General features: G+C 56.7%; 22 protein-coding genes and 1 pseudogene. 11 read left to right on the forward strand and 12 right to left on the reverse strand.

Going from position 1 to position 26,104, the window contains the following annotated elements; translation table 11 throughout:
• Positions 1–50: 50 nt before the first annotated feature.
• Complete coding sequence (locus JF515_RS15910) at positions 51–950, reverse strand: hypothetical protein (RefSeq protein WP_203105452.1); 900 nt, start codon at positions 948–950, stop codon at positions 51–53.
• A gap of 527 nt (positions 951–1,477) precedes the next feature.
• Between JF515_RS15910 and JF515_RS15915 the strand changes: the two genes are divergently transcribed.
• Positions 1,478–2,188, forward strand: coding sequence for a YagK/YfjJ domain-containing protein (locus JF515_RS15915; RefSeq protein ID WP_203105453.1), 711 nt, complete (start codon positions 1,478–1,480; stop codon positions 2,186–2,188).
• 73 nt (positions 2,189–2,261) lie between these two features.
• Entirely contained in the window at positions 2,262–2,438 is a 177-nt protein-coding gene (locus JF515_RS15920) for a helix-turn-helix transcriptional regulator (RefSeq protein ID WP_238401141.1), read from the forward strand.
• Between the two features lie 66 nt (positions 2,439–2,504).
• On the opposite strand, the gene JF515_RS15925 is transcribed toward JF515_RS15920, so the two are convergent.
• Together JF515_RS15925 and JF515_RS15930 are read right to left on the reverse strand one after the other, a co-directional pair.
• Positions 2,505–3,422 (reverse strand): GTPase family protein, encoded by a 918-nt coding sequence (locus JF515_RS15925; RefSeq protein WP_203105455.1) that lies wholly within the window; start codon positions 3,420–3,422, stop codon positions 2,505–2,507.
• Between the two features lie 95 nt (positions 3,423–3,517).
• Entirely contained in the window at positions 3,518–6,301 is a 2,784-nt protein-coding gene (locus tag JF515_RS15930; protein WP_203105456.1) for a PKD domain-containing protein, read from the reverse strand.
• Positions 6,302–6,555: 254 nt separating this feature from the next.
• Between JF515_RS15930 and JF515_RS15935 the strand changes: the two genes are divergently transcribed.
• Positions 6,556–6,882, forward strand: a complete 327-nt coding sequence (locus JF515_RS15935; RefSeq protein ID WP_203105457.1) for a helix-turn-helix domain-containing protein — start codon at positions 6,556–6,558, stop codon at positions 6,880–6,882.
• A 48-nt stretch (positions 6,883–6,930) separates the two neighbouring features.
• On the opposite strand, the gene JF515_RS15940 is transcribed toward JF515_RS15935, so the two are convergent.
• A complete protein-coding gene (locus JF515_RS15940; RefSeq protein ID WP_203105458.1) occupies positions 6,931–7,371 on the reverse strand; it encodes a hypothetical protein in 441 nt (146 codons plus the stop codon).
• Positions 7,372–7,831: 460 nt separating this feature from the next.
• The gene (locus tag JF515_RS15945) at positions 7,832–8,332 is read right to left on the reverse strand and encodes a JAB domain-containing protein (protein ID WP_203105459.1); all 501 of its coding nucleotides are present in this window, start codon (positions 8,330–8,332) and stop codon (positions 7,832–7,834) included.
• A 539-nt stretch (positions 8,333–8,871) separates the two neighbouring features.
• Here JF515_RS15945 and JF515_RS15950 point away from each other — a divergent pair.
• The 3 genes and pseudogenes from JF515_RS15950 to tnpC all read left to right on the forward strand — a co-directional run.
• Positions 8,872–9,324, forward strand: a complete 453-nt coding sequence (locus JF515_RS15950) for a helix-turn-helix domain-containing protein (protein ID WP_203105460.1) — start codon at positions 8,872–8,874, stop codon at positions 9,322–9,324.
• Positions 9,324–9,887 carry a PIN domain-containing protein gene (locus JF515_RS15955; RefSeq protein WP_203105461.1) on the forward strand — a complete coding sequence of 188 codons (564 nt, stop codon included), beginning with the start codon at positions 9,324–9,326 and terminating at the stop codon, positions 9,885–9,887. Before JF515_RS15950 ends, JF515_RS15955 begins: the two co-directional genes overlap by 1 nt.
• 17 nt (positions 9,888–9,904) lie before the next feature.
• Positions 9,905–10,896, forward strand: a pseudogene (tnpC, locus tag JF515_RS15960) (IS66 family transposase); the annotation flags it as partial.
• Positions 10,897–10,941: 45 nt separating this feature from the next.
• Here the strand turns inward: tnpC and JF515_RS19745 are convergent.
• From JF515_RS19745 to dndB, 4 genes are read right to left on the reverse strand one after another with little or no spacing between them, the layout of a single operon-like run.
• Positions 10,942–11,430 carry a DndE family protein gene (locus tag JF515_RS19745; RefSeq protein ID WP_425305607.1) on the reverse strand — a complete coding sequence of 163 codons (489 nt, stop codon included), beginning with the start codon at positions 11,428–11,430 and terminating at the stop codon, positions 10,942–10,944.
• Positions 11,312–13,297: a DNA sulfur modification protein DndD gene (gene dndD / locus JF515_RS15970; protein WP_203105463.1), complete on the reverse strand. Its 1,986-nt coding sequence runs from the start codon at positions 13,295–13,297 to the stop codon at positions 11,312–11,314. Before dndD ends, JF515_RS19745 begins: the two co-directional genes overlap by 119 nt.
• Positions 13,297–14,817 carry a DNA phosphorothioation system sulfurtransferase DndC gene (dndC, locus tag JF515_RS15975; RefSeq protein ID WP_203105464.1) on the reverse strand — a complete coding sequence of 507 codons (1,521 nt, stop codon included), beginning with the start codon at positions 14,815–14,817 and terminating at the stop codon, positions 13,297–13,299. The genes dndD and dndC overlap by 1 nt, the downstream gene beginning before the upstream one ends.
• Complete coding sequence (gene dndB / locus JF515_RS15980) at positions 14,814–15,899, reverse strand: DNA sulfur modification protein DndB (protein WP_203105465.1); 1,086 nt, start codon at positions 15,897–15,899, stop codon at positions 14,814–14,816. The genes dndC and dndB overlap by 4 nt, the downstream gene beginning before the upstream one ends.
• Positions 15,900–15,979: 80 nt before the next feature.
• On the opposite strand from dndB, the gene JF515_RS15985 reads away from it, so the two are divergent.
• From JF515_RS15985 to JF515_RS15995, 3 genes are read left to right on the forward strand one after another with little or no spacing between them, the layout of a single operon-like run.
• Positions 15,980–16,585, forward strand: a complete 606-nt coding sequence (locus tag JF515_RS15985) for a hypothetical protein (protein ID WP_203105466.1) — start codon at positions 15,980–15,982, stop codon at positions 16,583–16,585.
• Positions 16,586–16,596: 11 nt separating this feature from the next.
• Positions 16,597–18,669, forward strand: a complete 2,073-nt coding sequence (locus tag JF515_RS15990; protein WP_203105467.1) for a hypothetical protein — start codon at positions 16,597–16,599, stop codon at positions 18,667–18,669.
• Positions 18,670–18,673: 4 nt separating this feature from the next.
• Positions 18,674–19,927, forward strand: a complete 1,254-nt coding sequence (locus JF515_RS15995; protein WP_203105468.1) for a hypothetical protein — start codon at positions 18,674–18,676, stop codon at positions 19,925–19,927.
• A gap of 41 nt (positions 19,928–19,968) precedes the next feature.
• On the opposite strand, the gene JF515_RS16000 is transcribed toward JF515_RS15995, so the two are convergent.
• From JF515_RS16000 to JF515_RS16010, 3 genes are all read right to left on the reverse strand, one after another.
• Entirely contained in the window at positions 19,969–21,189 is a 1,221-nt protein-coding gene (locus JF515_RS16000; RefSeq protein ID WP_203105469.1) for a tyrosine-type recombinase/integrase, read from the reverse strand.
• Positions 21,190–21,387: 198 nt separating this feature from the next.
• Positions 21,388–22,251: a YicC/YloC family endoribonuclease gene (locus tag JF515_RS16005; RefSeq protein ID WP_203105470.1), complete on the reverse strand. Its 864-nt coding sequence runs from the start codon at positions 22,249–22,251 to the stop codon at positions 21,388–21,390.
• Positions 22,252–22,447: 196 nt separating this feature from the next.
• On the reverse strand, positions 22,448–24,562 hold the full coding sequence (locus tag JF515_RS16010) for a sensor histidine kinase (protein WP_203105471.1): 2,115 nt from the start codon (positions 24,560–24,562) through the stop codon (positions 22,448–22,450).
• Between the two features lie 90 nt (positions 24,563–24,652).
• Between JF515_RS16010 and JF515_RS16015 the strand changes: the two genes are divergently transcribed.
• Complete coding sequence (locus tag JF515_RS16015) at positions 24,653–25,297, forward strand: response regulator (protein WP_203105472.1); 645 nt, start codon at positions 24,653–24,655, stop codon at positions 25,295–25,297.
• A gap of 75 nt (positions 25,298–25,372) precedes the next feature.
• Positions 25,373–26,092: a ribonuclease PH gene (gene rph / locus JF515_RS16020; protein ID WP_203105473.1), complete on the forward strand. Its 720-nt coding sequence runs from the start codon at positions 25,373–25,375 to the stop codon at positions 26,090–26,092.
• The last annotated feature ends 12 nt before the right edge of the window (positions 26,093–26,104 follow it).

A 26,104-nucleotide genomic window follows, 5' to 3' on the forward strand; every position in this document is an offset into this window, starting at 1 on the left:
TTCGTAATATTGAGTCTTGCCCACCAATCTGCCCACCACTTGGCTGAAGGCTACCCGGGCCGCTTCGATCGCACTGCTTGTGACAGTAGGTCCTCGATGATGCGGTTCTTGGACTGCTTCCGGGCTTTCTCAAGCTGTCGGAGGTGCTGCCTGGCCTCGTCGCTCAGGGAGAAGTATACCTGCTTCTTGGCCTTCTCGGACTCGCGGTACTTCTTCTGTGACCAGGTCTTGCGCATCTTGGTTATGAAGAGTTCTTGGAGATCTCCACTGTGTCTGTAGAGATGATCGAGGAAGCCAAGAACGTAGATATGCTTGTCCTTGGTGTCTTGCGAATGCCAACAGTCGAACGTAAGGCCGCGCTGTTGCGAAAGGTTGGCCTTCGCAAGGTATTCCAGGGCCCAGTTAAGCTGCTCTTCGTCTTTTCCGTTAAGCCACTTGGTCTTGCGCCAGGATAGCTGACTCCTCTCCCATTTCTGCTGTATCGCATGAAGTTGATTCCGCTTCTTGTGCACTCGAATAGGCCAAGCGTCAATTGTCGCAATCGCAATATCGTAACGCTGTCTGGGCAGCGCCTTCGCAGGGTTGGGGATATAGGGAGTGGGGCTTTGGATCAGGTAATGCGGTGTTGGATCGTCAATGGGTGTGGTGGAAACCACGTCTCTCAATTCATTGAGGAGCCAAACCAATTGCCGATGGCGACTGGTTGATATCCAGTCAAGTTCAGTTTTGGGAAGGCAATACGCCTCGTCCCATGCCTCTGCGATAGTGCGAAGTATATCCGGGTCACCACCATGGAGGTATAAATCTTCAGCGATAGTGTCGGTGCTTTTTATCTTAGAAGAAGCTGGCAAGTAAGGTGACTGGTTAGCAGACAGGTACGCATGCAAACAGTGCTTTTGTCGCCTGCTGAATTGGGGTAGCACTGGTTTATCAACACCATGGATAGGCATAGTTGTGTCTACATGTAGAAATTATTGTATGAATTAAAGAGTAATCTCAGAAAGAATTTATCTGTTAATCTCGGGTAAAGCAAATGCAGCTGTGCGTTCGCGTATGCGCTGCATTTACCCACTTAAACTGCTACTGGAATGGCAGTTTCCATCAGAAACCTTAACAGGTTTCGACGGCCACACTGATGGTCTCGTGTTTAAGCAACTGTTTGGAGAGCTTTGGGGTCTGAGTGACTCTGTTAGAGGAGGAGGGGCAGATTGCTCCGGGGCATTGGAACCTGATTCAACCTAGGAGTGCTGTAGTGGCCGGCAGCCAACTGTTCATGCCCAGAGGGGAGGCTCCATGAGCCGGTAATAGTTATGCATAACCACTAGGGGTTTTTAATTTCATATACCGAAATGAAATATGCTGGTTGTTCACTGTAGATCTCCAGAAGGGGCTCCTCTGCTCAGCAGTCTCTGAGGTGCGCTCAAAAAATACACTGTAGCCAGCTTCTATGAAGTCCATGAATCATAGGAGCGATTCAGTGCGTAAACGCAATATCCACAACGCCAATCTCACCCTTCATCATTCCGGCCCTTGGGAAGGGTACGACGTCCAACTGCAGCATGGGCCGTTGTTCATTCCCTACCTGGAAAGGATCCACGAGACGATGATGCGGGCCATCAATAGCCAAGGCCGGACCATGGCGGTGCGCTTGGATCTATCTTTACCCGTCGATGGGTACTTTCGCTCGGGTGACTTGATCGGGCGGTTCATCCAGTCCCTGAGAGCCCAGATAGACGCGGATATGGCCCGACGTAAACGAGAAGGGCGCACGGCGCCGCGCTGTCGTCTTGAGTACGTCTCTGCCAGGGAACAGGCAGGATCGTATCGGCATCATTTCCATATGGGTCTGTTCCTCAACGGCGATTGCTATCGGGGTCTTGGGGAAATGCCGACGGGCGGAGGCGGCGGATCATTCGACCCCGATGTCCTGATGGACTCGAACGCCACCATGGCGGATAGCCTGGCCAAACGTATTGTAATGGCCTGGGCGCGAGCATTGGGCCGGAGCATGGAGCAGACGGCAGGTTTGGTCCATTTCTCGGACGGTGGAGTCTACTGGATCAAGCGCGGGTCACCGCTCAGCGATAGCCAGTGTGCGGGCCTATTCAACCGGCTGAGCTACTTGGCGAAGGAGAGTACCAAGCAATTCGGACATGGAGGAAGGAACCTTCGGTATAGCCGCCCGTAGATGAACGTTTCGTGGGTATTTGTTTACCGGGGTGGCGTATCTCATGAGCAGAAGGAGTCCTCTCATGAGAATTATGCGTTTAACCGAAGTTATTCAGACCACCGGGCTGGCCCGCTCATCCATCTACAACCGGATGAATGAGGGGAGTTTTCCCCGGCCAGTATCCCTAGGGGCCAGATCCGTGGGCTGGGTATCTGATGAGGTCCAGGATTGGGTAGAGGCGCGAATTCAGGAACGGGATGAGTTGTAGGCGGTTGGAACCGGCCGGAGGGCTTCCCTCCGGCCAGCGCAGCTTGGGGACCTCTTTAGGAAAACGTTACCAGCGCTTGCCGGCGATCCAGGCGACGACGACCTTGGAGATCCTGGAGCCGTAGCGGGCGGCCGTGTCCACGACGAAATCGTTCAGGAATTCGCGGACGTGGAAGAGGCCCGCGCCGATCTTCTCGGCCAGGTAGTCCAGAATGCCGGTTTCGGAGGCGGCGATGGTCTCATCGGACACGTTCTCCTCCTTGGCCTCGCGGACCAGGGAGGCCTTCTTGTCATTGGGCAGAACGGCAACGATGGTGCTCACCAGCAGATCCAGGTTGTAGTTCTCCTCGGCGGACACCGCCACCAACTGGGTGCCCGCCAGGTCAAATTCCCGGGCGATGTGCTGCTTCTTGACCTCCAGGTTGTGTTTTTGCTGCCCGCTGGGTTGACGGCGGCTCACGTCCCACTCCCGGCACGGCTCGATCTTGTCGGCCTGGGTGATGACGAACACCACCGGGCATTTGTCTTCATGGGGCCGGATCGCGGTGCGGTAGGCTTGCACCGAGGAGGCGTAGGCGCGGTCGTCGGCCTTGATGGCCCAGAGGATCAGGTCCAGTTCAGGGGCCAGCCGCTGATAGAGCTCGATGTACTCCTTATCCCGCTCCAGGTTCTCCCCCACACCGGGTACATCCACCAGGATCAGGCCGCCGCCTTCGTCATCGGTGACCAGCACTTCCTGGGGGTTGCGGGTGCAGGCGGCCACATCACTGACCTCGGCGATCTCGCGGCCAAAGAGCGCGTTGCACAGGCTGGATTTGCCCACCCCGGTGACACCGAACACCCCGATCTTGGGGGTATAGGTGCGGATGCGTTTGATTTCCCGTTGGATGAATTCCCGGATCTCTCTCTTGTGGCGGATATCCTGCGTGTCCGACTGCGTGTCCTGGTTGTCGTCCGGCAGGTCGGTGGCGTTATGCTCGTCCATTGTTCGATTCCCTCTTCGACTAGTAGAAAGCGTTGATTGGCGGAATGCCGAGGCCGAATCCCCTTGCAGTGCGCAAGGGGACGGCCAGGGGGGGGTTAGCGGAAATTCAAGGTATAGCGGCTACTGAAGGTCTCGCCGGTGCCGTCCACCTCGAAGGCGAAGTCGAGTTGCACCGAGGCGTTGACGTTCTCCACCAGCAGGCTGAAGGTCCGCGTCTCGCCGGCTTCGACGGTGTCGTCGCTGACCAGACCGGAGAAGCGCGGGTTGAGGCCCGGTGGCAGGGTGCCGCTGAGGCGGGTGACCTGGACGTTGCGCAGGGTGTAGCTGCGGCCCTTGGCCTCCAGGCGGAAGCGGGCCAGCTCGATGGTCCCGCAGGAACCGCTGCAGGTACGGTTGATGGTGCTACTGCTGCTGTAGGGCAGGCCCACGTTGAACCATCGCGGCGGATCGAAGGCGTCCCCTTCGTCGTACTGCTCCATGGCTAAATCGGGTTCCAGGGCGGTAATGCGAACCGTATCCTCCTGGCTGGTCTTCTCGCCGTCGTTGACCGTCAGCTTGATGACGTAGTCCCCGGCCTGGTCCGGCGTGAGAGACGGCCGCACCGTGGTCGCGTCCACCAGTGTCACGGCGCTGCCGGTGGGCAGGCTGCTCGTCGACCAGGCGTAGCTCAGCGCATCGCCTTCCGGGTCGTAGGAGCCGCTACCATCCAGTTCCACGCGGTTACCGGTGTAGACGGTCTGATTCGGTCCGGCATCGGCCACCGGCGCGTTGTTGACGGTCTCCGCGACGACCTGAACGCGGTCGCCGGCGCTGTCCAGCTCGCCATCGTTGACCACCAGCTCCAACACATAGGTGCCGTCCAGGTCCGGTGTGAACGACGGCGATGCCGTGGTCGCATTCACCAACGCGGTGGTGCTGCCATCGGGACGGGACACGAACCGCCAATGGTAGGTCAGAGCATCGCCGTTGGCGTCGGAGCTGGCGGAGCCGTCCAGCGTCACCAGCGTGCCGGTCAGGGCGTTCACATCGCGGCCGGCATCCGCCATCGGCGCGGCATTGGCCTCGGCGGCCACCACCGTCACACGGTCCTCGGTGCTGTCCAGCTCGCCATCGCCGACGATCAAGCCCACCACATAGGTGCCCGGCAGGTCGGCGGTGAAGTTGGGGGCCGGTGCGACCTCATCGGACAGCATCGCCGCGCTGCCGTCGGGCGTGGAAATGAAGCGCCAGCGATAGGACAGAGAATCGCCATCCGGGTCGCTGCTGCCGCTGCCATCCAGCAGCACGATATCGCCTTCCACCACCGACTGGTCCGGGCCGGCATCGGCCACCGGTTTGACGTTGGCCCGGGTCACGGTGACCGTCACCGTGGCCGGCACACTGTCCAGCTCACCGTCGTTGACCACCAGCTCCAGCACAAAAGTGCCGGCCTGATCGGCGATGAATTCCGGCGTTACCCCGTTGGCGCGCGTCAGGGTCGCGCCGCTGCCGGCGGGCCGGCTGACGAACCGCCACTGGAAAAACAGTTCGTCGTCGTTGGCGTCGGAGCTGGCGGAACCGTCGAGGTGCACGGTCGCGCCCTCGATCACTTCCTGATCATCGCCGGCGTCGGCCACCGGCGCGGCGTTGCGCTCGGTGGCGGTAACGGTCACCCGGGCCGCTTCGCTGGTCGCCTCCTCATCGCTCACCACCAGGCTGATGACGTAGCTGCCCGGTAGGTCCGCCTGGAACGTCGGCGCGACCGTGTCCTCGCCCTGCAAGGCGGCCTGGCTGCCGTCCGGCAAGGAAACGAACCGCCACTGGTAGGTCAGCAAGTCGCCGTCGGCGTCGGAGCTGGCCGCTCCGTCCAAGGTGACACTGTCACCGGCGACCACGGTCTGATCGTTGCCCGCGTCGGCCACCGGCACGGCGTTGGCCGCCGCCACGGTCACCACCACATTGTCTGGCGCGCTGTCGTCGCTGCCGTCGTTGACGATCAGCTCGACCACATAATCGCCGGCCTGGTCCGCCTCGAAGCTGGGGCGGGCGGTGTCGACACCGGTGAGCGCTGCGGTGCTGCCGGCCGGGCGGGAGACGAAGCGCCATTGATAGGACAGCTCGTCGTTATCCGCGTCGGTGCTGGCGGCGCCGTCCAGGGTTACCGTACTGCCCGCCACGGTGTTCTGGTCCGCGCCAGCATTGGCCACGGGCGCGCTGTTGGCGGTGGTGGCGGTGATTACCACCTCGTCGGCATCGCTCTCGGTCAAGCCGTCGTTGACCACCAGGGCGAGGCGGTACTCACCGTCCAGATCCGGGGTAAAGGAGGGCTCAACGCTCGCCGCGTCTTGCAGCTCGGCGCCGCTTCCCGCCGGCGTGGCCACGAAAGACCATTGGTAGGTCAAAGGGTCGCCATCGGCATCGCTGCTGGACCGGCCATCGAGTCGGACAAGGTCGCCGGTAGCGACATTCTGGTCCGGGCCGGCATCGGCCACCGGCGCGCTGTTCTGGATGGAGGCCGTGACCGCGACGGAGGCTGGCTCGCTGTCCAGCTCGCCGTCGCTCACCACCAGCGTGGCCACATAGCGCCCGGCCGCATCCGCCTGAAAGCGGGGCTTGGGGCTGGTGGTGTCGGACAGATTGGCGGTGCTGCCGTCGGGCAGCGTAGCCAGTTCCCACTGGTAGCTAAGGGCATCACCGTCAGCGTCGCGGCTACCGCTGCCATCCAGAATGACGGTGTCGCCCACCTTGACGTTCTGGGCGGGCCCAACCTGGGCCACCGGCGCGGTATTGCCGGAGTTTGGTTCACCGGGCTCCACGGCGGGCGAATCCGAGCCGCCTCCACCGCCACAACCACTCAAGATAAGGCCGGCGAGCACGCCGTAACCGATCCTTCGAATCATGGTTCTTACTCCATTTTGTATTGGGTCTGGGTGCTCCGTCGTGGCGTGGGCCAATCATCCCCAGCGCACCGCTCCTGCTGGCGGAGCGGGCTGGATCTCGAAGCAATGGGTGATGCTCTGGACTGAGCGATGGTTCACATTCCCCGTACTCGGAAAGTATGGTTTAAGTGAACATATGTGGTCAAGATAGACCATACGACAGAGGTAAAGCGTTGCCGTAGCTTGGGAGGGCTGATCATCATCGAGGCCCCCCAATGGCAGGTTTTCACGAGCGTTTGAAAGCGGCCCGGCAAGCGCTGGGCATGACCCAGGAAGCCCTGGCCGAAGAGCTGAACGTCACCAAGGCGTCGGTATCGGCCTGGGAGAACGACCGCGAGAAGCCAGGCTTCCGGCTGCTCTCCAAGATCCGTGACGTTTTGGGCGTGTCACTGGACGACCTGGTGTGCGGTGCCGAGACGGACGCGGCGCCGGCGAAGGATCCCCAGCGTGTGGCCCGTAACGACGACGAAGCCGCCTTGCTGAAGGCCTACCGCAAATTGCCGGCCAAGCGCCGCCAGGCACTGCTGAATCTGCTGGGTTAAGAGGAGGGGCCGGACAACGCCGACCGTGTGAAAGGGCCCGGAAAAGGCCTACTTCGGCGGAACAACCGGCGCGGGGCCGCCATCGTCCTGGAAAAAGTCTTCCAGCAAATCCTGAATCACCAGATCGGCTTCTTCTTCGGAAGGCAGTTGCCCACCGTTCAGGATCAGGTGATAGCCCAGCAGCTCCCCGAACGCCGAGACCACCTCATACTCGAAAACGCCTTCCGGCTGGGCCTGTCGCGGCCAGCGGTGGCGGCTCAGCGCCCAGATCCGATCCAAGTACCGGCTGCTCCGCACGATCAACTCAATGCGACCGGCTTTCCAGAGCGCCAGAACATGCTCCCGCCGTTGGGGGTTACGTGTCGAGGTCAGCAGACCCTCGAACAGAAAGGCTCCCCACACAGGCGCGATGGTGAGGGGGAGCTCCTTGCTCTCCAGATCCCGAGCCCGCCCAGCCTGGCGGTAGGGGGTGAAATCATCAGGGGGCATCTTTTTCTCCTTCCAATGCGATTCCCGGTGGCGCCTGGTGCCACCGGGAGTCCTTCCTGTCCATTCGGGTCAGGCCACCAATAGCGGGGCCTGCTCCAAGGCTTTTTGTTTTAGAGCGGCACCCTGGCCGAACCAGACGGAGTCCAGGCAGTGGCCAGCGCTGCGCGCCCGTTGCTTTTATGAAGAGCCTGCACCGATGCCATGGCCCTTTCATTGGCCCGAATGCGCGATCGGCCCTGCGGCCCTTGGAACAGCCGATGCAAAACGTCTTCGCCTGGGCGGGGCTGAACCGACACGATAGCGCTGGCTGACGACAGATAGTGGCGCACGGCCCATGCAGGCCATTTGCTCCACGAGATGGCTCATGAACATTCTCCTTGTAAACGGCATAAAAGCACCCGCGCCAGGCAGGCGGGGCGATGAGAGGAAGAAAAAAGGAAGGGGAAGGAAGGTGGGCCAGTCAGACCCAGCCGCGCCGGGAAAGGCTCTCCCAGCCGGATTGAGATACGATCAAATGATCCAACACCCGCACGTCGATCAGCTTCAGGGCCTTTACTAAGAGGTCGGTCACCTCCCGATCCGCCTGGGACGGCTCGCTATGACCGGACGGGTGATTATGGGCCAAGATCACTGAGGCAGCGTTATATTCAAGCGCCTTCTGCACCACGACGCGGGGATGAACAGTGGTGCCATCGACCGTACCGAAGAACAAGCGCTCGAAGCTCAAGACCTGATGCTTGTTGTTCAGGAACAGCACAGCGAAGTGCTCATTCTTTTCATTAGCCAACGCCATCTGCAGGAACCGGGCGGCGTCTTCCGGATTGGTTAAGGCATCGCCGCGCACCAGGCTTTCCTGAAGGATGGCGGCAGCGGTTCGCACAATGGCCTCCGGCGTGATCGGCCCGAAGGCCTGGTACAGGCCCTTCTCGCTTTTCACGAAGGTGGTTTCGCAATGGCACATGGGAATCTCCAGAAACAAAAAAGCCCGCATAAGCGGGCTGATGGGGAATAGAAGGGAGGAGGCTTTACTGCGGTTCGACGCTGAACCGGTATCCGCACTCCAGACATTCGAGGGTGTTCAGTACGGTCTCGCCGATCAGGTCACCGACGGCCGCACCGGCGGTACCTCCGGCAAAGGCGCCACCGAGCGCGCCGATGACGGCGCCGGCTGGCCCCGCTACGGAACCGACGGTAACGCCGATCCGGGCGCTGGAGCCTGCCGCTGCCAGGCCGCTGGCTGCGCCCGCAGCAGCCCCCAGGGCGCTGCAGACCTGTCGGGCGGGATGGTGTTCAGGGTGCCGCTCGCACTGGCAGCATGGGCAAGTAACGTTCAATGTGCCTCCAGGAGTAGATGAATTGAGGATAGACACGGAGAGCCCGGCTATTGGGCGGGTGATATGTATCTGAAAGTTTGTTGAGTGGCGTTTCGTTTATTGCGTTTTTCGATTGTTTCGAATAAGTTGTCGATATCGGACGGATATCCATCAACCAGAGGTGCTCATGAATACCGCGTCGGACCACAGCAAGCTTCCAGATCCCCAGGCCGCGGATTTGGCGCGTGAGAGCTCCGCCGCTTTGGCGAAGCTGCTGAAAGATCACCCCCGGCAGGACCGTGCCCGGGTCCGTATGGACGACACGGATTTGGTGCTGCCACGGCACGCCCTAGAGTTGTTACGGAATCTTCTGACCGAAATGGCCCAGGGTAACGCGGTCACCATCATGCCGGTGCACGCGGAGTTGACCACTCAGGAAGCTGCCAACCTGTTGAACGTGTCCCGGCCGCATTTGGTCAAGTTGCTGGAAGACGGGGAAATCCCCTTTAGTAAAGTGGGAACGCACCGTCGTATCCGCTTTCAGGATGTCATGGAATATCGAACAGCCCGCAACTCGGAAAGCGAAGCGGCCCTGCAGGCGCTGGCGGACCAGGCTCAAGAACACGATATGGGGTACTGATGCGCTTTTCGGTCATCTACGATGCCTGCGTTCTGTATCCGGCGCCGCTGCGTGATTTTCTCATGCGCTTGGCGTTGTCCGGCCTATTCGCGGCGAGATGGTCAGACGACATTCAGAACGAGTGGTCGCGCAATTTGCTCATGGACAGACCCGAACTCTCGGGTCAGGTGGCAAGGACCATAGATTTGATGAACCTGGCCGTACCGGATTGTCGGGTAGTCGGATATGAGAGCCTGATCCCGGGATTGTCGCTGCCAGACCTTGACGACAGGCATGTGCTCGCCGCCGCGATTCTGGCCGGCGCCCAACTGATCGTCACCTTTAATCTCAAAGATTTCCCCAACGATTACTTGGCGTCCTTTGGTATCGAAGCGGTTCACCCCGATGACTTCATCGTCCAGCAGTTTGACTTGCACGAAGCGAGGGTGGTCAGCGCGGCCAAACAGCATAGGGCTTCGCTAAGGAGCCCGCCGAAAGGTGTGGAAGAATATCTTGATACCCTGGCCGCGCAGGGCCTGGTGGTGGCTGTGGACAGGTTACGGGATTATCAGGATTTTATTTAACTAGCCCGGTATAAGAGCCCTTCGACAACTTGCTGGCCGAGGTGCGCGCGGCCAAGTACGCGGATCATCTGCCGCTGGGCCGTCAGGAAATCATCTTCGACCGGGCGGGCTGGCGATCGCGCGTTCCACTCTGACCGACTGGGTGGGCATCTGCGGTGTACGACCGAAGGCGGTGGTGGACGCCCTCAGGGCCCAGTTGCTGGCGCAGCCGGTGCTGCACGCCGACGAAATCCCGGTGGCCATGCTGGCGCCGAGCAAGAAGACGACTCACCGAGCTTATGTGTGGACTTACTGCAGCACGCTGTTCTCTGAACTGAAGGCCATGGTCTACGACTTCGCGTTGGGCCGGGTAGGCGAACGTGCCCGCGCTTTCCTGGGCGACTGGCACGGCAAACTGGTGTGCGACGACTACGCCGGTTACAAGGCGGGCTTCGGCAGCGGCATTACCGAGATCGGTTGCCTGGCGCACGCCCGGCGTAAGTTCCACGACCTGCACATGGCCAACAAGAGTGAACTGGCCGCCCGGGCACTGGACTACATCGGAGCGCTGTACGGCGTCGAGCGCGAGGCAAAGGACCTGCCCGATCAGGACCGCCAGCGCTTGCGCCACGAAAAGGCCCGGCCCATCGCCGATGCCTTGCACCAATGGATGATCGCGCAACGGCAGAAGGTCCCGGATGGCTCCGGTACGGCCAAAGCCCTGGACTACAGTCTGAAACGGTGGGCGGCGCTAACGCGTTACCTGGACGATGGCGCGGTGCCGATCGACAACAACCGGGTGGAAAACCAGATCCGGCCCTGGGCATTGGGCCGCAACAACTGGCTGTTCGCGGGCTCACTGCGCAGCGGCCAGCGCGCCGCCGCCGTGATGAGCCTGATCCAGTCGGCCAAACTCAACGGCCACGATCCCTATGCCTACCTCAAGGACGTGCTGACTCGCCTGCCGACGCAGAAGAGCTGCGCCATCGACGAACTCCTGCCTCATAACTGGGCGCCGGCCACGGCCTGACAAGGTGGGTTCCCCGGACGCTTACCTTAATGAGATTGAATGTCCCTAGCTATCGACAAGAAATATAGATCGAAGATCAGAGAACTTTCGCAAATGCCCGAGCTTGTGTAGTCCGCTCTCGATGAGAGAACGAATGACTGATTGGATATCGGCACTGATATCATAATCATTATAGAATTGGCGAAATAAAGCCTCATATGCCTTATCATTTTCGCCGAACAGAACGTCACGGTTTATCGTGTGTACCTGATCGGGCTGCGAAGTGTTCACTGTCGCGGAACGAGTGTCTCGTAACGCCATGTTGATTGCTAGTCGAGCGGTAACGTTAGGCGTCAAGCGTGTCTGTGTTTGAAGATACTGAAGCTTGTCCCACGTTTTCTTGCTGAGTTGTATCCTGGTAGGCAGCATATCTACATCACCCTCGCTGTTGCCAAAAATAACCTTCAGTAGCCTGGGTGGACCCAGATAGAGGATCATACTCCAGCTTGAAAGCGCGAGAAATCTCTGGAGATAGTGCTTTGTAGAAACCTTCATCAACCTCGGTATCTGTAGATAAAATGATCATCTGATGGCTTGCTCGAGGGAAATACTCCTCTACTAGCTTTTGGCGATGATTAGAATCAAGTCTGCCTAAAGGCGTGTCTACTATCATGGGCAGCTGGCGTCCGGATGTCTTAGCTAGCGCTTCCAGGATCGAGATAGCAAAGATCTGCTTCTCGCCTGCAGAAAGCTCACTTTTGTCCACCTCAGAACCATCTTTGCTGAGAAGGCCGAACTTGAAAGTTTCAGGATTCACCTTAAGACTTAGATTCATGTCATGCTTTCTAGCTAGCCGGGAGAAGCAGTCGGAGAATTGAGTTTCTAGATCAGCAATCTTTGAAAGGGAAGATTGACGAACAAAATCATCAATCAGATTATTAGTTGAACCTATATAGTTAAGTACGCGAGCCTGGTCGCTAGAGCGAGCAGCTTTTTCATAGAGCTTGTCTAGTTTTCGCGCGCACTCAACTGCCAACTCCGCTTCTTTTTTTGCTGAACTTCGCAGCGCTTCTATATTGATTTCTAACGCAGACAGTTCGGACTGGGCGAGTTGAAGCTTCTCAAAATCTGCTCGGATCAGCGAATCATCGGGAGCGCGAGAGAGAGCAGATCCAAGCTCGTCAAGAGATGTTTCACATTTCTCCAGTTCGCCGAATAGGAAAGAAGCGCTATTGAACTGCTCTATGGCCTTTTGAAAGGAAGCTATAACCTCGCTCGCCTGGCGTGGCGTCAGATCATGTACTTGTGCTGCCTGGTGATCAGAAGAAATTACAAATAGCTCTGACAGAGCTCTGCTAACTTCTTCTAGCTCTTTTTTTCCAAACTTAACTTCGAGCCTTCTCAAAAGTTCCGCCTCTAGAGACCTTCTAACTTTGTCGCTAGTGAGAGGGTTTACTTCATCCAGGCTTTTCTGGATCACTTCCGCAACATGTAGACGGAAGCCGCCGGAGAGATAGAGTGGCAGAGCGTCGGATAATAGAGTAACGATTTCGGCTTCCAATTCAGACTTTCGGTTAGATTCCGCATCTATTTTTTTTTCTATATCCTTTCTTGAAGCAGAGAAGTGTCCGCCGCGCTCATCGAATCGTGACTGAAGATTCCTATGGTTCTGTGCTAATTCGGCGCGCTTTACCAGAAGGTCAGAAATTTCGCTTTTATATTGTTCTATCGATGCTTTATGTCGATCAAGCAATTTTTGCTGCGAGTCTATTTCTCTATTGATCTGGCCCAGAGAGGACGCCTTCGTTATATTACGATTCAATACAGTAAGATCACCCGAAAGGCGTTCTATGATATCCAAGCCCATAAGCTTTTTTATAGAATTCTCTAGAGCTGAGCCGCCGGTGTCTTCCGCCAACTCTTTAATTTTTTCTCCATCAAAAAAGAAAAGATCTGAAACGCCAATAGGGATAAGTTCGTTCAGAAAATTCTGTGCTTGTTCGTAGCCAAGTCCTTTTATATGTTCGAAGTCTTCAAAAATTTCAACGTTTTCTTTAACCGATTTACCGGTAGACTTCCAGCTTCGAATTACGCGGTAGTGGTTCTCTGTGCCGAGCTTTGCGTAGGTGAAGCAAAGCTCAACGGAAGCTTCATTAGCCGCGCGATCAGTAATTTTTGATCTGTAAATCGCTTTCTTTAAAAAATCTTCATACTCCTTTTGGGTCGGCGATTGTCCCAAAGAAAACCTGCCGTACAAAGCTAGGCGAAGTGCGGAAAGTAGGCTCGTTTTGCCTGCACCATTCATGCCGCCAAATAGAATTATGGGTCGTACTTTTCCGTAGCGCTTGCGTGGAGAAAGATCGAATCGGTTTTCGCCTTCGTAAATCTTGTAATTTCGTAGTACAAGCTCTTTTATCAGCATTACTTAAGAAACTCCGCGAACTCTTCTTTCACCTCGTCAACATGACTTTTGCCGAGTTTGCGCAATCCACGGTTTCGCTCGTTGACTTCCTCAAGATCTTCCCAGTCTTGGCGTAAAATTGACTCGATATGCTGCAATATGCCTCGTCGCCTTCCCAGTCCCGCAACCTGTAGCTCCGCCTCGAGCATTTTTCTTACCATTGATGAAGGAACATTGTGTTTATTTGCAAGCTCTTCAAGTATAGATCCGTCGACTTTACTGAAAGCGCCGGCGTCATTCTCCACCCACTCTAAATCTTCACCATAAACTTCACGGTAGATCCCGGGTAGAGAGTCCTCCCAATCTGGTTCATTGGGATCACGCAGCCACTGTTGGCGAATCTGGTGGAGCTCAGGGCGAGTTATTAGCTCAATAGATTGCCCTTGCTGGTTAATAGATTTTTCTATCATCAGCAACTCTCTCAAAAATTCGCGTCGAACCTCTAACCAGTACGGGCCTGGTACATGCCGGACCTCGGAAACGGAATCATCACTGATGTCGCCAGTGTTATATGTTACTCGACCTGTGCGCCGCCGATAATTTCGGTACTTGTTCGAGTTTTCTGGTTGGCGCGACTGATAAAGCTTGTTGCGAAAATCGAGCAGAGGTTGCATCCAATTAGCGCCTGATTGAATAAGGCCATGAAGAGCCTTTTCGTCTGTTACTACAGTACACGTCCAGCAACCGAAGCGGCTGTTCCCGCATGAGGGCGTGCTTTTATCAATGACCAGCGGACATTCGCCTTGATTGGAACCTTTGTAGAGCTCAAAAAGCTTACGGTTAGAGCCTCCCCAAGGGCAGGGTGAGCTCATAAGATATTCCCATACTTCATCAGCAGACCAGGTCTCAATCGGCATATAAGTGTATGCATTGGGGAGCGATGAGTGTCGACTTAGTGCAGAGCCGTCAATCTTATGTTTTGTGATTACTTGGGCTCTAGAGTTACTCTCTTGGCTACGAGAGCCCAGAACAACGACTGCTTCGCCGAATTGTGCAACGGTGTCTAAGATAAATTCGCTGACCGGGTCTATTTTCATGCGCTCCGTACACCATCGGAACGTTTGGTTCGGAGCTGGGTAGCCTCTGCCGATCAGATTCACCCAAAAGGTTTGGGAGGTCTTGGGCGTGACCGAGTGGGCAGTAATAGGTAGATTCTGGTCTATTGCAGATTCGTTAATCAAACCTAACACGCCCTTGATCATGTCCACGACTACAGGAGTCTCCACAAGAGTATCGGAGGACACAACGTAAATATGCTTGTGGCGTTTGTCTTCAGGGAGTTGCTCGATGGCACTATAAATAAGTGAAAGTACACAGGTAGAGTCTTTGCCACCGCTGAAACCGATAATCCAAGGGCGATCATCCGCCAAGTATATGTTTTGTATCTCATGCACAAGGTCAACGAGCGGTCTCCCGCTTATTGAGAGGTCTTTCAGCATTTCGAGATGTGTAGGGTAAAGAAACTGTTCCATTGCTGTCATTTTCTGCCGTCCTCATATTCCTGCTCTGACGCTGAGAGAGGCAAGCCGAGCTCAAGCTTTATATAGTTGCCCGTAAGTATAACGCTAGAGACCGCTTTACTAATCCTTCCGTGGTGCATAGCACGGCCTTCCCAATCAGAATTGGCTCGCGCCCAATCTATCCTGCTTAAGCCTTCCAGCACTTGAGACCACTGTTTTTGTGGGCGAACCAGTAGTTCTGCTCCAACATTTCCCATGGCTTGCAACATTACTCCGTGTGCGTGGATATACTGCTCACGGAGCTCAGAGGTGGAAACTTTCTTTGCCAATGCCTGTTGCCAATCGGGCATATTTTGGGCGACTATTGACCAATAGTTGCTAGCGAGCGTCATTTCACTTTCTTCAATCGGATCACCTTTCCGCTTAGCTAGAAGCGTTTTCGTGGCATTCTTTATGGCGCTTAACGTGAAAAGCTTGGTGCTCCGATTTGAGATGCTGGATTTTTCAAGCTCAGTGAGCCGCGAGAAAACCTCTACTTTCTTCACCATTGAGCGGGCAAGCTCCGAAAGGATATCGCGTCTGTCATATAACGTACTGATCGAGTCACTCGGCCTTACGGCATGCTTGTTGAGGTCAGCAAACATCTGCTGGCTGCGCTCTAGACCTTCGTCGATGAAAAAAAGTACGGGAATATTGTCGTACCCTAGTTCGGGCTTCTCTTGTATGGCATATTCAATCGCAGCTCGACGGTGCTGACCATCATTGATCAATATTTGCGCATCCATCGGTATAGAGAGATTGCCGAGGTTCTGACCGAGCCCGGTATCAGCGGTGGGTTCAAAAGCTACTTGTCCATCTATAGAGGCGGTGATAGCGGATAGGGTATAGTCTGCGAAATTTTCGACGAGATAAGAGCTGATCTCGGGTATTCGCGCCCTATTCAACGTCCTTTGTGCCCTTAGCTCAGCGGGCACTTCCTCCTCATTAAACTTGAAGATTTTAGGGACAAGCCGCATTGGACACATCGCTATATAGCAGGGGCGGCCACTTTGAACCCCTCTCGCTGCGGGGAAAGTGTATGCGAAAGTTGTGTCAGTGGTCATAGCTTTTGGAAGTTAAAAAGAATTGGAAGTCATAATCACACAAAATAAACGTCCACGCAACAGCTTGGTCGGCGTCTGATATGAAGCTATATGGTTCTCCCGAAATTCCTGAGAGCGCAGGCCTCTACTGCTTCCGTCTTTGTTTGGCTAACCCAGAGGTGATGGGTCTTATCGGCCCTAGCCATCTCAGACCTGCTGATGGGCAGGCCCGCCTCAGGGCCCGGTTGCTAGATAGGCTAAATCTAGCCGATGAAGTACTTTCTAGTCGGGTGCTGCAAGGTAATTTGTCTGAGGATAAAGGCACTCACCCTGCAACCAGGTTTAGCGTGTCAGCAGAGCAGGTGCAATCGCTCAATTTGGCAGCTATACGTGAAGATTTGGCGGCGATTGGTGACCCCGAAGCATTGGTTCATATCTTGGAGCGAGTTTCCCTGGCTTTGCCTCCAATCTATGTTGGTGTAACTCGCGATCAGACGCTCCGAATGCGCTATGAGCAGCATTGGCATAATTATAGATCACCGGTCCCAGGTACTTTTGGCGCCAGATTGCGCAAGCTAAGGCTTTCGTGGAACGACGTAACTTTTCATGCCATAGAGTTGCCGACGGCGCTGGTTAGCGACCGAAATATTAAACTGTGTGAGGATTTGCTCCTCTCCTTATCGAAACCCGTATTAAGTCAGGCCTAAAAGGGGGAATTATGAGTCGTCGCGGTGGCAAGCTGCCGGAGTGGAGCCATACTAAAGATGGCCAGTTTGGCTTTTTCTCTACTGATATTACTGTTCCAATTGAGTATATGCTGACGACATTTGGCGTCAACGAGTTATCTCTGCTTTCTTATGCGCGCGACACGCAGACTGCACTCAACTTTGATTTGTTAATGCAGCGCGATATAGATGAAGGGAGGGCGTTGGCCGAGATTAGTCAGTATATCAGTCCTAAGGAAGGCGGATCGAAAAAGGATGACATTGTCTTTTTGCCTCCTCTTTTAGCGGCCATCGTCCCTGTAACAGAAGATGGAAGCCTTTCTCAGTATTATCCCGATTGCGAAGAAAGTGTGGGTGAAGATGGTCACGGCGAGATATACAAAAGGCGCTGGGGTCGTTTGTTTCAAGTGACACACTATGACTTAGATGATGGATATCCGCTTGCACTTGAGGTCAATGGTGAAAAGAGAGAGGTGTCAATTGACCCTAGCAAGCTAACAGTTGAGTTCAGTCTTGCTTCTGAAGGAGCGGCGGGGGCCAAGCTGGTTGTCATCGATGGCCAGCATAGACTGTTTGCGCTGAAGCATCTTCAAAAAACGTGTCGAGGCAAGATTGAGCGTATCTTGCTACCAGTTTGTATTCTTTACTCTCCTCTTTCAACAAAGAGCAAGGCTGCTGATCATATACCGTCTGTTCCTAAGGTCCTTAGAGATCTGTTTGTTGACGTTAACTCAACCGTAGAGCGAGTTAGTGGTCATTTCGTTATTCTTCTGTCAGATCAAACGCTTTCTAGCCCGATATGTCGTGCATTCTGCGACGAAATAATGAAAAAGTACGACCTGGGTCGACAGGCGCTGTCTCTAGTGGAATGGAACACCAAAAACCATAAAGAATCTTTGACTATTTCTAAGAGCTATACCATTACGAGTCTTGGTGTTATTGATGAGGCGTTCAAAGCAGCCTTTAGCGATAGAGATGGCCGGAGACTCTTGGCGTATATGATTAATCTCGGCGAAATCGAGGACCGGTTAGATTTCGGTTTAGATGAGAATGACCAGCCTTTGCCTATGCCGAGTGAGTTCCCCTGGCGAGATTTTCGTTATCAGAACAAGCCTTATCTTGACGAATGTATAAGGAAGCATCTTGTTCCTAATCTTATAAAGATATTTTTTCATTCGGACCCATATCGTAAGCATTTTGAAATTTTTTCGCGTTTGTTCAAAACTAAGCTGGAAGATATGGCTGGTGAGCGGTGCCCTGAGGCAGAACACGCGAAAGTTGTAATAAATCATTTTCTGGATTCGAATCCTATCTATCAGAACCCTAGCGCAGAAAGCCTCAAAGCGGCGTTTATTAGCGATGTGGAGAGGGAGGCGGCGGGCTCGTATCCAAGGATAATTAGGAATAATGTTTTCCAGCGGGGCATGCTTTCTGCTTGGTTTGGTATGATTTCTGTTGGCCGTCGTTATCAAATATCTATCCATGCTGCTACAGATGGATTTATCCGACTTCTGGATAGGGCGCTGTCAGTCAAGATGGGCACGTTTGAAAATGATGATAAACACTATTACCTGCAAGAGTCTGTATACTCGGGAGTAAAAATACGTCCCACTAAAGAAGGTAGGGACCAGATACAACGGTTAATTACTGCCTTCCTCGGCAATGCCAAGGTTTGTGAGGAGGTTGTGGCCATAATGTCGGCTGAGGCGGGGCCTGATAATGTCGACGCGTTGAGAGATGATCTATCAAATAAAGGCCAGGCGGATGCGGCGTATTTTGCACATACGCTTTTTTCTGCGCGACGCAAGGCGTTCGTGGTTAGTTACAAAAGTGATCTTCAGCTTTCTGCGACAGAAAGAGAGAAGCTCGCCCTGGCACAGCAAGCCCTTCAGGATGCTAAAGTAAGAAAAAAAGCAGATTCGGAAATTGAAATTCCTACCGACTTTGATGATCTCGTTCGTGAGCATATAAAGCACGATTACGATCTTTCTCTTAAGCAGTTGGCCCACCTCTTGGGTTTCCAGCCTGTAGCGGAGGAGAAAGTTGAGGAGGATGTAGAGGACTAGCCTTATGGCGACTGTGGTTTTGCCTCAGCTTAGGCATGGGTACTCCTCGGGGGACGCAGCGGCGGCTATTACCCTTCTTGTGGAGACTTATGGGGATTCCCTGTGGATCTGCCTCGTTGGTGAGCGCCAGGACTGTATCGACATTACGGAGGAGGCTGACTTTCCGGCGAATAGATGTCTATGGGGCGGACTGGCTTTCCATAGGGCAGCTTTGGCGGAGTTGCTAATCAGTCTAAACATCCTGAAGGGCGAAGGTGAAGAGATTGTTTTTTTAGATGAGGATATGAATGAGGAGCGGCTGATAAGTAGAGAGCTTAGCGGAGTCCACCATAGCCTTTCAGCTCTAAGGGAGGCAGCAAGCAATAAGAATGTAAGGGATGCTTACCATCATATTGGCTATCTAAAGGCTTGTCCTGTCAGCGTCTTCACAGAAACTCAGCTTTTAGTTAATTTCGTTATCAAGCTTGAAGCTTGCTGTGAAAGCCTTCTGAGGGGCCTGGGGCAAAGAGATGCGGTAGCCCATGGCGAGGCCCTGACCGGTGCTAAGCACGGGCTGTGGGATATGTGCAATTTGACGCGATGGCAACGCTTGCAGCGCGGTCTGAAGGGCTGGGTCAATGATTCTGCTGGCTTAGAGGTTAGTGCATCTTGGAGGGAGTGGTCTTGGACGCTTCAAGAGCTGACGGATATTTCTTCGACGGTGCGAGTGTCAGACCTGGAGTTTGCCTCACCGGAGCAGGTTTCGAAGGCGATGCGCTGGCACGCTGCTAGTTTTTTTGTCCTTGCCGAGTCTTATCAGGCCATGAGCTTCTACAATGTGGCATATGTTTACCACTTTAGAGCTTTGGAGTGCTTAGTAGATGCTGCTCTTCTCCTTAGTGGAAGTTTGGATTTTCGAAGATTTCGTGATGTCCATTATTTCGTTCTTAATGGACGAAAAGTAAAGGGCTTCTTTGAGAAATGGGCGGTGTTCTCCCAAGACTACAATATGTCTTCCCGTCCTGATATAAACTTAATGGCGAATTTTGGCTCCCTCCGGAATGCTATGGATCTTACGCATGGAGGGGTGATGGCAGCGGATACAACGGTTATGTCATTTGCTGCTGAAGTGCATAAGCTTTTGGAGGTGGTGGATGGTGCTGCGTTTAGAAGGTTTTCTGTCGAGCCGCTAGTTAGAAAGTTTCGTCATTTATTCGCTCCTGACTGGTGCGTTATAGCTTTTGATTTGTACCGGGGTGCATTTTTGACGGATCATTGAGTTGATATGTGCCGACTAAGATTGGTGTAAAGACCTACTTGTCAGTTCCCCGCCAAAAATGATAATGCTTTATTGGCTACTTTTTCATGTGCGTCTTTTCGCTGAAGAAAATAGTCGTGTCTATCATAAATCCCCTCTACCCCTTTCAGCTTGTGATTCAGACACCGCTCTGCCACGTGACTGGGCACGCCTTCCGCAGCCGCGAGGCTGCGGAAGGTGCGGCGCAGGTCATGAACGGTGAAGTGCTCCAGGTCGCCCATCTTGTTGGGTGGCTGCCGCTTGCGGCCGGTTTCCCGTCCAAACAGCTTCGAAATCGCGCGGTTGAGGGTGTCCGGACCCATGTGCGGGCGTTTGCTGGCCCTTCGCGCGGGGAAGACATAGGCAGAGCCACAGGCGAAACCTTTTAGTGTGGCGAGCCATTCCACCGCTTGGGTGGGCAGGGGGATGGAGATCGCTGTGCCGGTTTTGCTGCGATGAGCGGGCAGCTCCCAGACGGCGGCGTCCAGATCGAATTCCTCCCAGAGGGCTTCGCAGAGTTCGCTTTTTCGTACCCCGAGGACCAGGAAGAGGCAGCATGCCAGGTAGTTGTCTCGGCCGAAGCTGCTGATGTTCTGTCTGAAGACTTCAAAGGCGTGCTGAATTTCTTCTGGGGTGAGCGCTCGCTCTCGGCTGTGTTCCAGGCCGCCCGCGTCGGTAGCGGTGAAGGGAGCGGCTGGGTTGGTGTTGCAGAGGCCCAGCTTCATGCCGTGGCGAAACAACTGCTTGAGGTACATCAGGGTGTCGTTGGCGATGGTCGGCCTTCCGCTCTCTACGACGCGCTGGATGATCCGGCGAATGTCCTTGGGGGTCACATCGTTGATGGGGTAGTTGCCGATTACGGGGTCAATTTCCTTGGTATAGATGCGCTTGGGGATCTGAGGGTGTTGGAGGCGCTTGGTCAGGTCGCTCTGGTACCAGTCATCGAAGAGCTGACGAGTGGTTTGAATGTCGGGGGTCTGGCGTTTCTGCTTCTCGACGAGGGGGTCCCTACCCTCGCGCAGGTCTTTCTTCATGTTTTCGGCGCGGAGCCTGGCCTCGGCGAGTGAAAGTGCCGGGTAGGCACCGAGGGTGGCTTCCCGACGTTTACCGGCGTGGCTGTAGCGCAGCATCCAATAGGGCGAGCCGGCGTTGCGCACGCAGAAGTAGAGGCCGCCGCCGTCGGTGTGTTTCTTGGCGTCGCGTTTGGCGAGAGAGGCGACCTGGGTCGCGGTGAGCTTGGCCATGGGCGCTCCTTGTCCTGGGCTGTGGGCGCTGCCCACCATTTGGTTGATATTTAAGCAGGGAAAAGCGAAGGTGCCCACCATTTTGCCCACCTTTTATGGTGGGCATTGGCGGATTTCTTTGGACTACCTGGGAAGGGAGATGGTAAGAAAGTTAAGTTAAAACAACGGATTAAAAGCTTATCTGGATTCCCTGAGACTTTATTCGATGTTCTGAATCTGCTCGCGCATCTGTTCGATCAGCACCTTGAGTTCCACCGCGGCGGCGGTGGTCTCCGCGTCCACGGATTTTGAGGCCAGGGTGTTGGCTTCCCGGTTCAGTTCCTGCATCAGGAAATCCAGGCGGCGGCCGATCAGGCCGCCCTTGCGGACCACGCGGCGTACTTCGGCAACGTGGGTCACCAGCCGGTCCAGTTCTTCGTCCACGTCCATTTTCTGGGCGGCGAGTACCAGTTCCTGTTCCAGGCGGTCCGGGTCCGGGTTGTCGGTGGCTTCCTGAACGCGTTGTTTGAGCCGTTCGCGCAGGGCGTCGCGGATCGCGGGCAGGGCCTTGCGCACCCGCTCCACTTCCTGCTCGACCCGGTCGAGGCGGTCCTGGATCAGCTTGGCGAGCTGTTCGCCTTCCCGGTCGCGGGTGGCGATGAGGGCGTCCAGGGCTTCGTCGAGCAACTCCAGGGCGGCGGCTTCCAGGGCGTCGCTGTCGATCTGGCGGGCGCTGAGCACGCCAGGGAACTGCAGCACCTCGAGCGGGTTGACCTGGCCGGCGTGCAGTACCAGATCGCCGACCCGGCGGGCGGCTTCGGAGAGGCGCTTGACCAGGGCTTCGTTGAGTTCCAGTTCGGCGTCGGTGTCATCGGGCTGGTAGCGGAGGGTGATGTCCACCTTGCCCCGGCCCAGGCGTTGCCGGCAGCGTTCGCGGAGGGCGTTTTCCAGGCCGCGCAGAGCGTCGGGGAGGCGCGGCATGAGCTCCAGGTAGCGGTGGTTCACCGAGCGGAGTTCCCAGGCCAGGTCGGCTCCCTGGAGGCGACGGTCGGCGCGGGCGAAGGCGGTCATGCTACGGATCATGGGCGTCCCCGTGGGCTGCGATTACGAGTGAGGGCGTAGTGTACCGGTTCGGTGCGCGGCTGACATTGACCTCGGGCGGGGTGGCGCGGGCTCGCCCCCCTGTTCGTGGGGGGTACGTCTCGCGGGCGGCGTCTTAGCATGGCCGGCGAACTGTTCGGGATGAGCGAGGCGCGAAAGCAATGACCGGCGCCGCCGGTCAGCGGCTGCCTTCCAGGGTAGGCGCGCCGGCGGCCAGCGGGATGCCCAGGATCACCCGCCAGCGGTCGGCCTGGTGTTCATGCTGGAAGCGACCGCCAAGCTTGCGGGCGCGGCTCGCCATGATATCCAGGCCCCGGCCGGTCCGGTTTTCCCGCGCGGGCATGGCGCCGTCATTCTCGATCACCATGGTCAGTGAGCCGGCCTCGCCGTCGAGCACCACGGAAAGTTGTTTCGTGGAGGCATGCTTGAGCGCGTTGGTCACCGCCTCGCGAAGAATACGGGTCAACTCGCTGAATTCGCTGGCGGCGAGCACCGTGCCGGTGGGGTGCGCCCGCCATTGCAGCCGGGTGCCGTGATCCTCGCAGCGTTGCGCGGTTTCCTCGTGCCATTGCAGCATCGCGGCTTCGAGGGAAAGGGATTCCCCTTCCATGTCCTTGAGCAGGTCACGCAAGTCATGGATGGCTTCCCGGACCAGGGGTTTGGTGGTGTCGGTGGAACGGTGCAGGAGCTGAAGCAGTTTGGCGCCCAGATCGTCATGGATGTCCCTTCGGATGCGAAGGCGCTCTTCCCGGGCGCCGGTGGCGTGGGCCCGGTCGGCCTGGTTCACCAGTTGATGCAGGGCCAGCACCAGGCCGGCGGTACGCATGTCGTGGCGGTTGAACACCCTTTCACCCTGGCGGGCATGGTGCAGCAGCCAGGTGCGCGGCTCGGCGGGGTCCGGGACCTTCAGGGTCTCGCCCTTATCGGAGAGGGCAATGGCGGAGGTGGTATGTGGCAGGCTCTCCAGGGCAAGAGGCTGGAATACCGCCTGCAGGGCTTCCTGCACGCCGGAGCGTGGTTGTGTGTGGCGCTGTGCTTCGAGCATGGCCGGCAGGGCCTGGGACAACCACTCTTCCAGTTCCTGGTGATTGCTGAGAAACAGCTTTCGCCAGAGATACTGGCGCAGCGGAAAATACAGCCAGCCGATGAGGGCGACGGACAGCGTCAGCGTGACCGGCGCGGAGAGGCTGAGGATCAGCGCGAGCACCAGATCCGTGAGCATGATGAACAGGCCGCCGAGCAGCCAGGACCATAGTGAAAACCACCACTGATCCAGATTGAAAAGCCGGTGCCGCACCACCCCCAGGGCCATGCCCAGGTACATCAGCAGGAAGGTGGTGAACAGCAGTCCCTGGGAGGCCGGCTCCGCGACCTGCAGCATGGCCGGGAGAATCATGCCGCCGGCGAAGAACGCGGTGCCAACCAGGATCGAGCTGATCACCCAGCGCAGCGCGGAGCGGTGCCCGGGTTGTGTTCTGGTGCCGCGCCATTGCCAGGCGGCGCCGAGCAGCCCGATAAGAAAAATGCCGAGCACCCAGGAATGGAAACCCTCGGCGGGGCGGTCGGTGAGCTGCAACTGGTCGATCACAATGGCCAGCGCGGAGGCCAGATAAAACCCGGTGGCGACCCAGCGGGAAGGCGCCTTGCGCGGATAGTTCCACAGGAAGGCGCCGAGGGAAGCGGAGAACAGCAAGGCGCCCAGATGGTTGATGCCCGACAGCCAGGAGAACAACGGGCCCGGCATGAAGAAATCCCGGGTGCTGTAAATCGCCGCCGCCGATGAAAACAGCACGTAGCTCAGCCCGGTGATGGCGAACGAATGGATCGCCACGTCCCGTTTCGCCGGCACCCAGACAAGCAGGCAGATCACCATGCCGGAAAGGCCGCAAAGAAGCTGCAGCCAGAAAAGCCCGGGCAACTGCGTGACCGTGCGGCGCGCCGGGCTGACCGGGTGCCGGCCGCCGTCCGTATCAATGAGCACCAGGGTGCCGTTGGCGAGCCAGTCGGCCAGTTGCTGGTGGCCGAGGAAGAAGCGGTTCAGATCGGCGTAGGTGGCGACCACGTCGGGCTCTTCCAGCAGCAGGATGGGGTCCGCCGGCTGTGTCGAGACGCCATCGCTGAAGGCGGCCACGGTAACCGCCCGGTTGTTGGGCAGGACGGCGTCGATGCGGTCGTCGTGCGTGCCAAAGGTGATGTCGCTGGCGGGCAATGTTAATGCCAGGGCGACGGTCAGAAAGCCATAAACAGCAACGAGAACAAGCCCGGTGGTGATGCGTGTTTTTAGTGAAAACATGCCTGTTCCCTTTGTGATATCGTCGCAGAATATATGATTCCTGTGACGTGTGTCACAGCTTTGCGTTTGTCCATATTCAGGGGCGCGACAATGAAAGCAATCAAGCGAGTATTGATTGTGGAGGATCTGCCGGACGTGGCCGATTGGCTGCATGAGCAGGTGTCCGGTTTATTGGCCCCTGAACACATCGACCGGGCCGCCAGCCTGAAGGAAGCACGGGAGAGCATGGGCGCCAACGTCCATGACCTGGCACTGATCGATCTCGGTCTGCCGGATGGCAGCGGCGTGGATCTGGTGCGCCCTTTCAAGGAAGCCCACCGCGACGGACTCTGCGTGGTGACCACCATCTTCGACGATGCCGAGCACCTGTTTGGCTCCCTGCGCGCCGGCGCCGACGGCTACCTTCTGAAGGACGACACCGAATCGGAATTTCGCCAGCAGCTGGCCGGTATCCTGGCCGGACGACCGCCACTTTCGTCGTCCATCGCGCGGCGGCTGCTGGAGCGGTTCCACCCGGTTTTCGGCGAGCAGGAAGCCACCCTGACGGGGCGCGAGACCGACATGCTGACGCTTATCGCCAAGGGGCTGAGCGTCAAGCATGCCGCGGAAAAGCTGGGCATTTCCCCCTATACCGCGGCGGGTTACATGAAGGATGTTTATGCCAAGTTGCAGGTAAACACCCGCGCCGAGGCGACCCTGAAAGCCATTCACCTGGGGCTGGTGAACCCGTCCTGAACCGCTGCGCGCCTCGCACTTGGCGCCGGGGGTTCGTTACAATGGGCGCCTTCAACGTCCCATCAAGGAGTTTTCATGCGCCCTTCCGGCCGACAGTCCGACCAGATGCGCGAGGTTTCCTTCGTGCGCGATTTCACCATGCACGCCGAAGGCTCGGTGCTGGTGTCCTTCGGTAACACCAAGGTGCTGTGCACCGCCTCCGTGGAGGATGGCGTGCCGCGCTTCCTGAAGGGCAAGGGCCAGGGTTGGATCACCGCCGAATACGGCATGCTGCCCCGCGCCACCCACACCCGCTCCGGGCGCGAGGCCGCGCGCGGCAAGCAGGGGGGCCGCACCCTGGAGATTCAGCGCCTGATCGGCCGTTCGCTGCGGGCGGCGGTGGATCTCAAGAAGCTGGGCGAGAACACCATCTACCTGGATTGCGACGTGCTCCAGGCCGATGGCGGCACTCGCACGGCGGCCATTTCCGGGGCCTGCGTGGCGCTGGTGGACGCTTTCACCAAGCTGCTGGAGAGAAAGCGCATCAAGGAAGACCCGCTCAACGGCCTGATCGCATCGGTGTCCGTGGGCCTGTACAAGGGCGAGCCGGTGCTGGACCTGGATTATGCCGAAGATTCGAACGCCGACACGGACATGAACGTGGTAATGACCCAACATGGCGGTTTCGTGGAGATTCAGGGCACCGCCGAAGGCGACGAGCCGTTCACCCGCCAGCAGTCCGACACCTTGCTGGGCCTGGCGGAGAAGGGCATCGGGGAAATCGTTCGCGAACAACAGGCGGTGTTGGGCTGGTAGCCCGGGGGGACG

Source organism: Alloalcanivorax marinus (assembly GCF_016785095.1).
GTDB classification, from domain to species: domain Bacteria; phylum Pseudomonadota; class Gammaproteobacteria; order Pseudomonadales; family Alcanivoracaceae; genus Alloalcanivorax; species Alloalcanivorax marinus_A.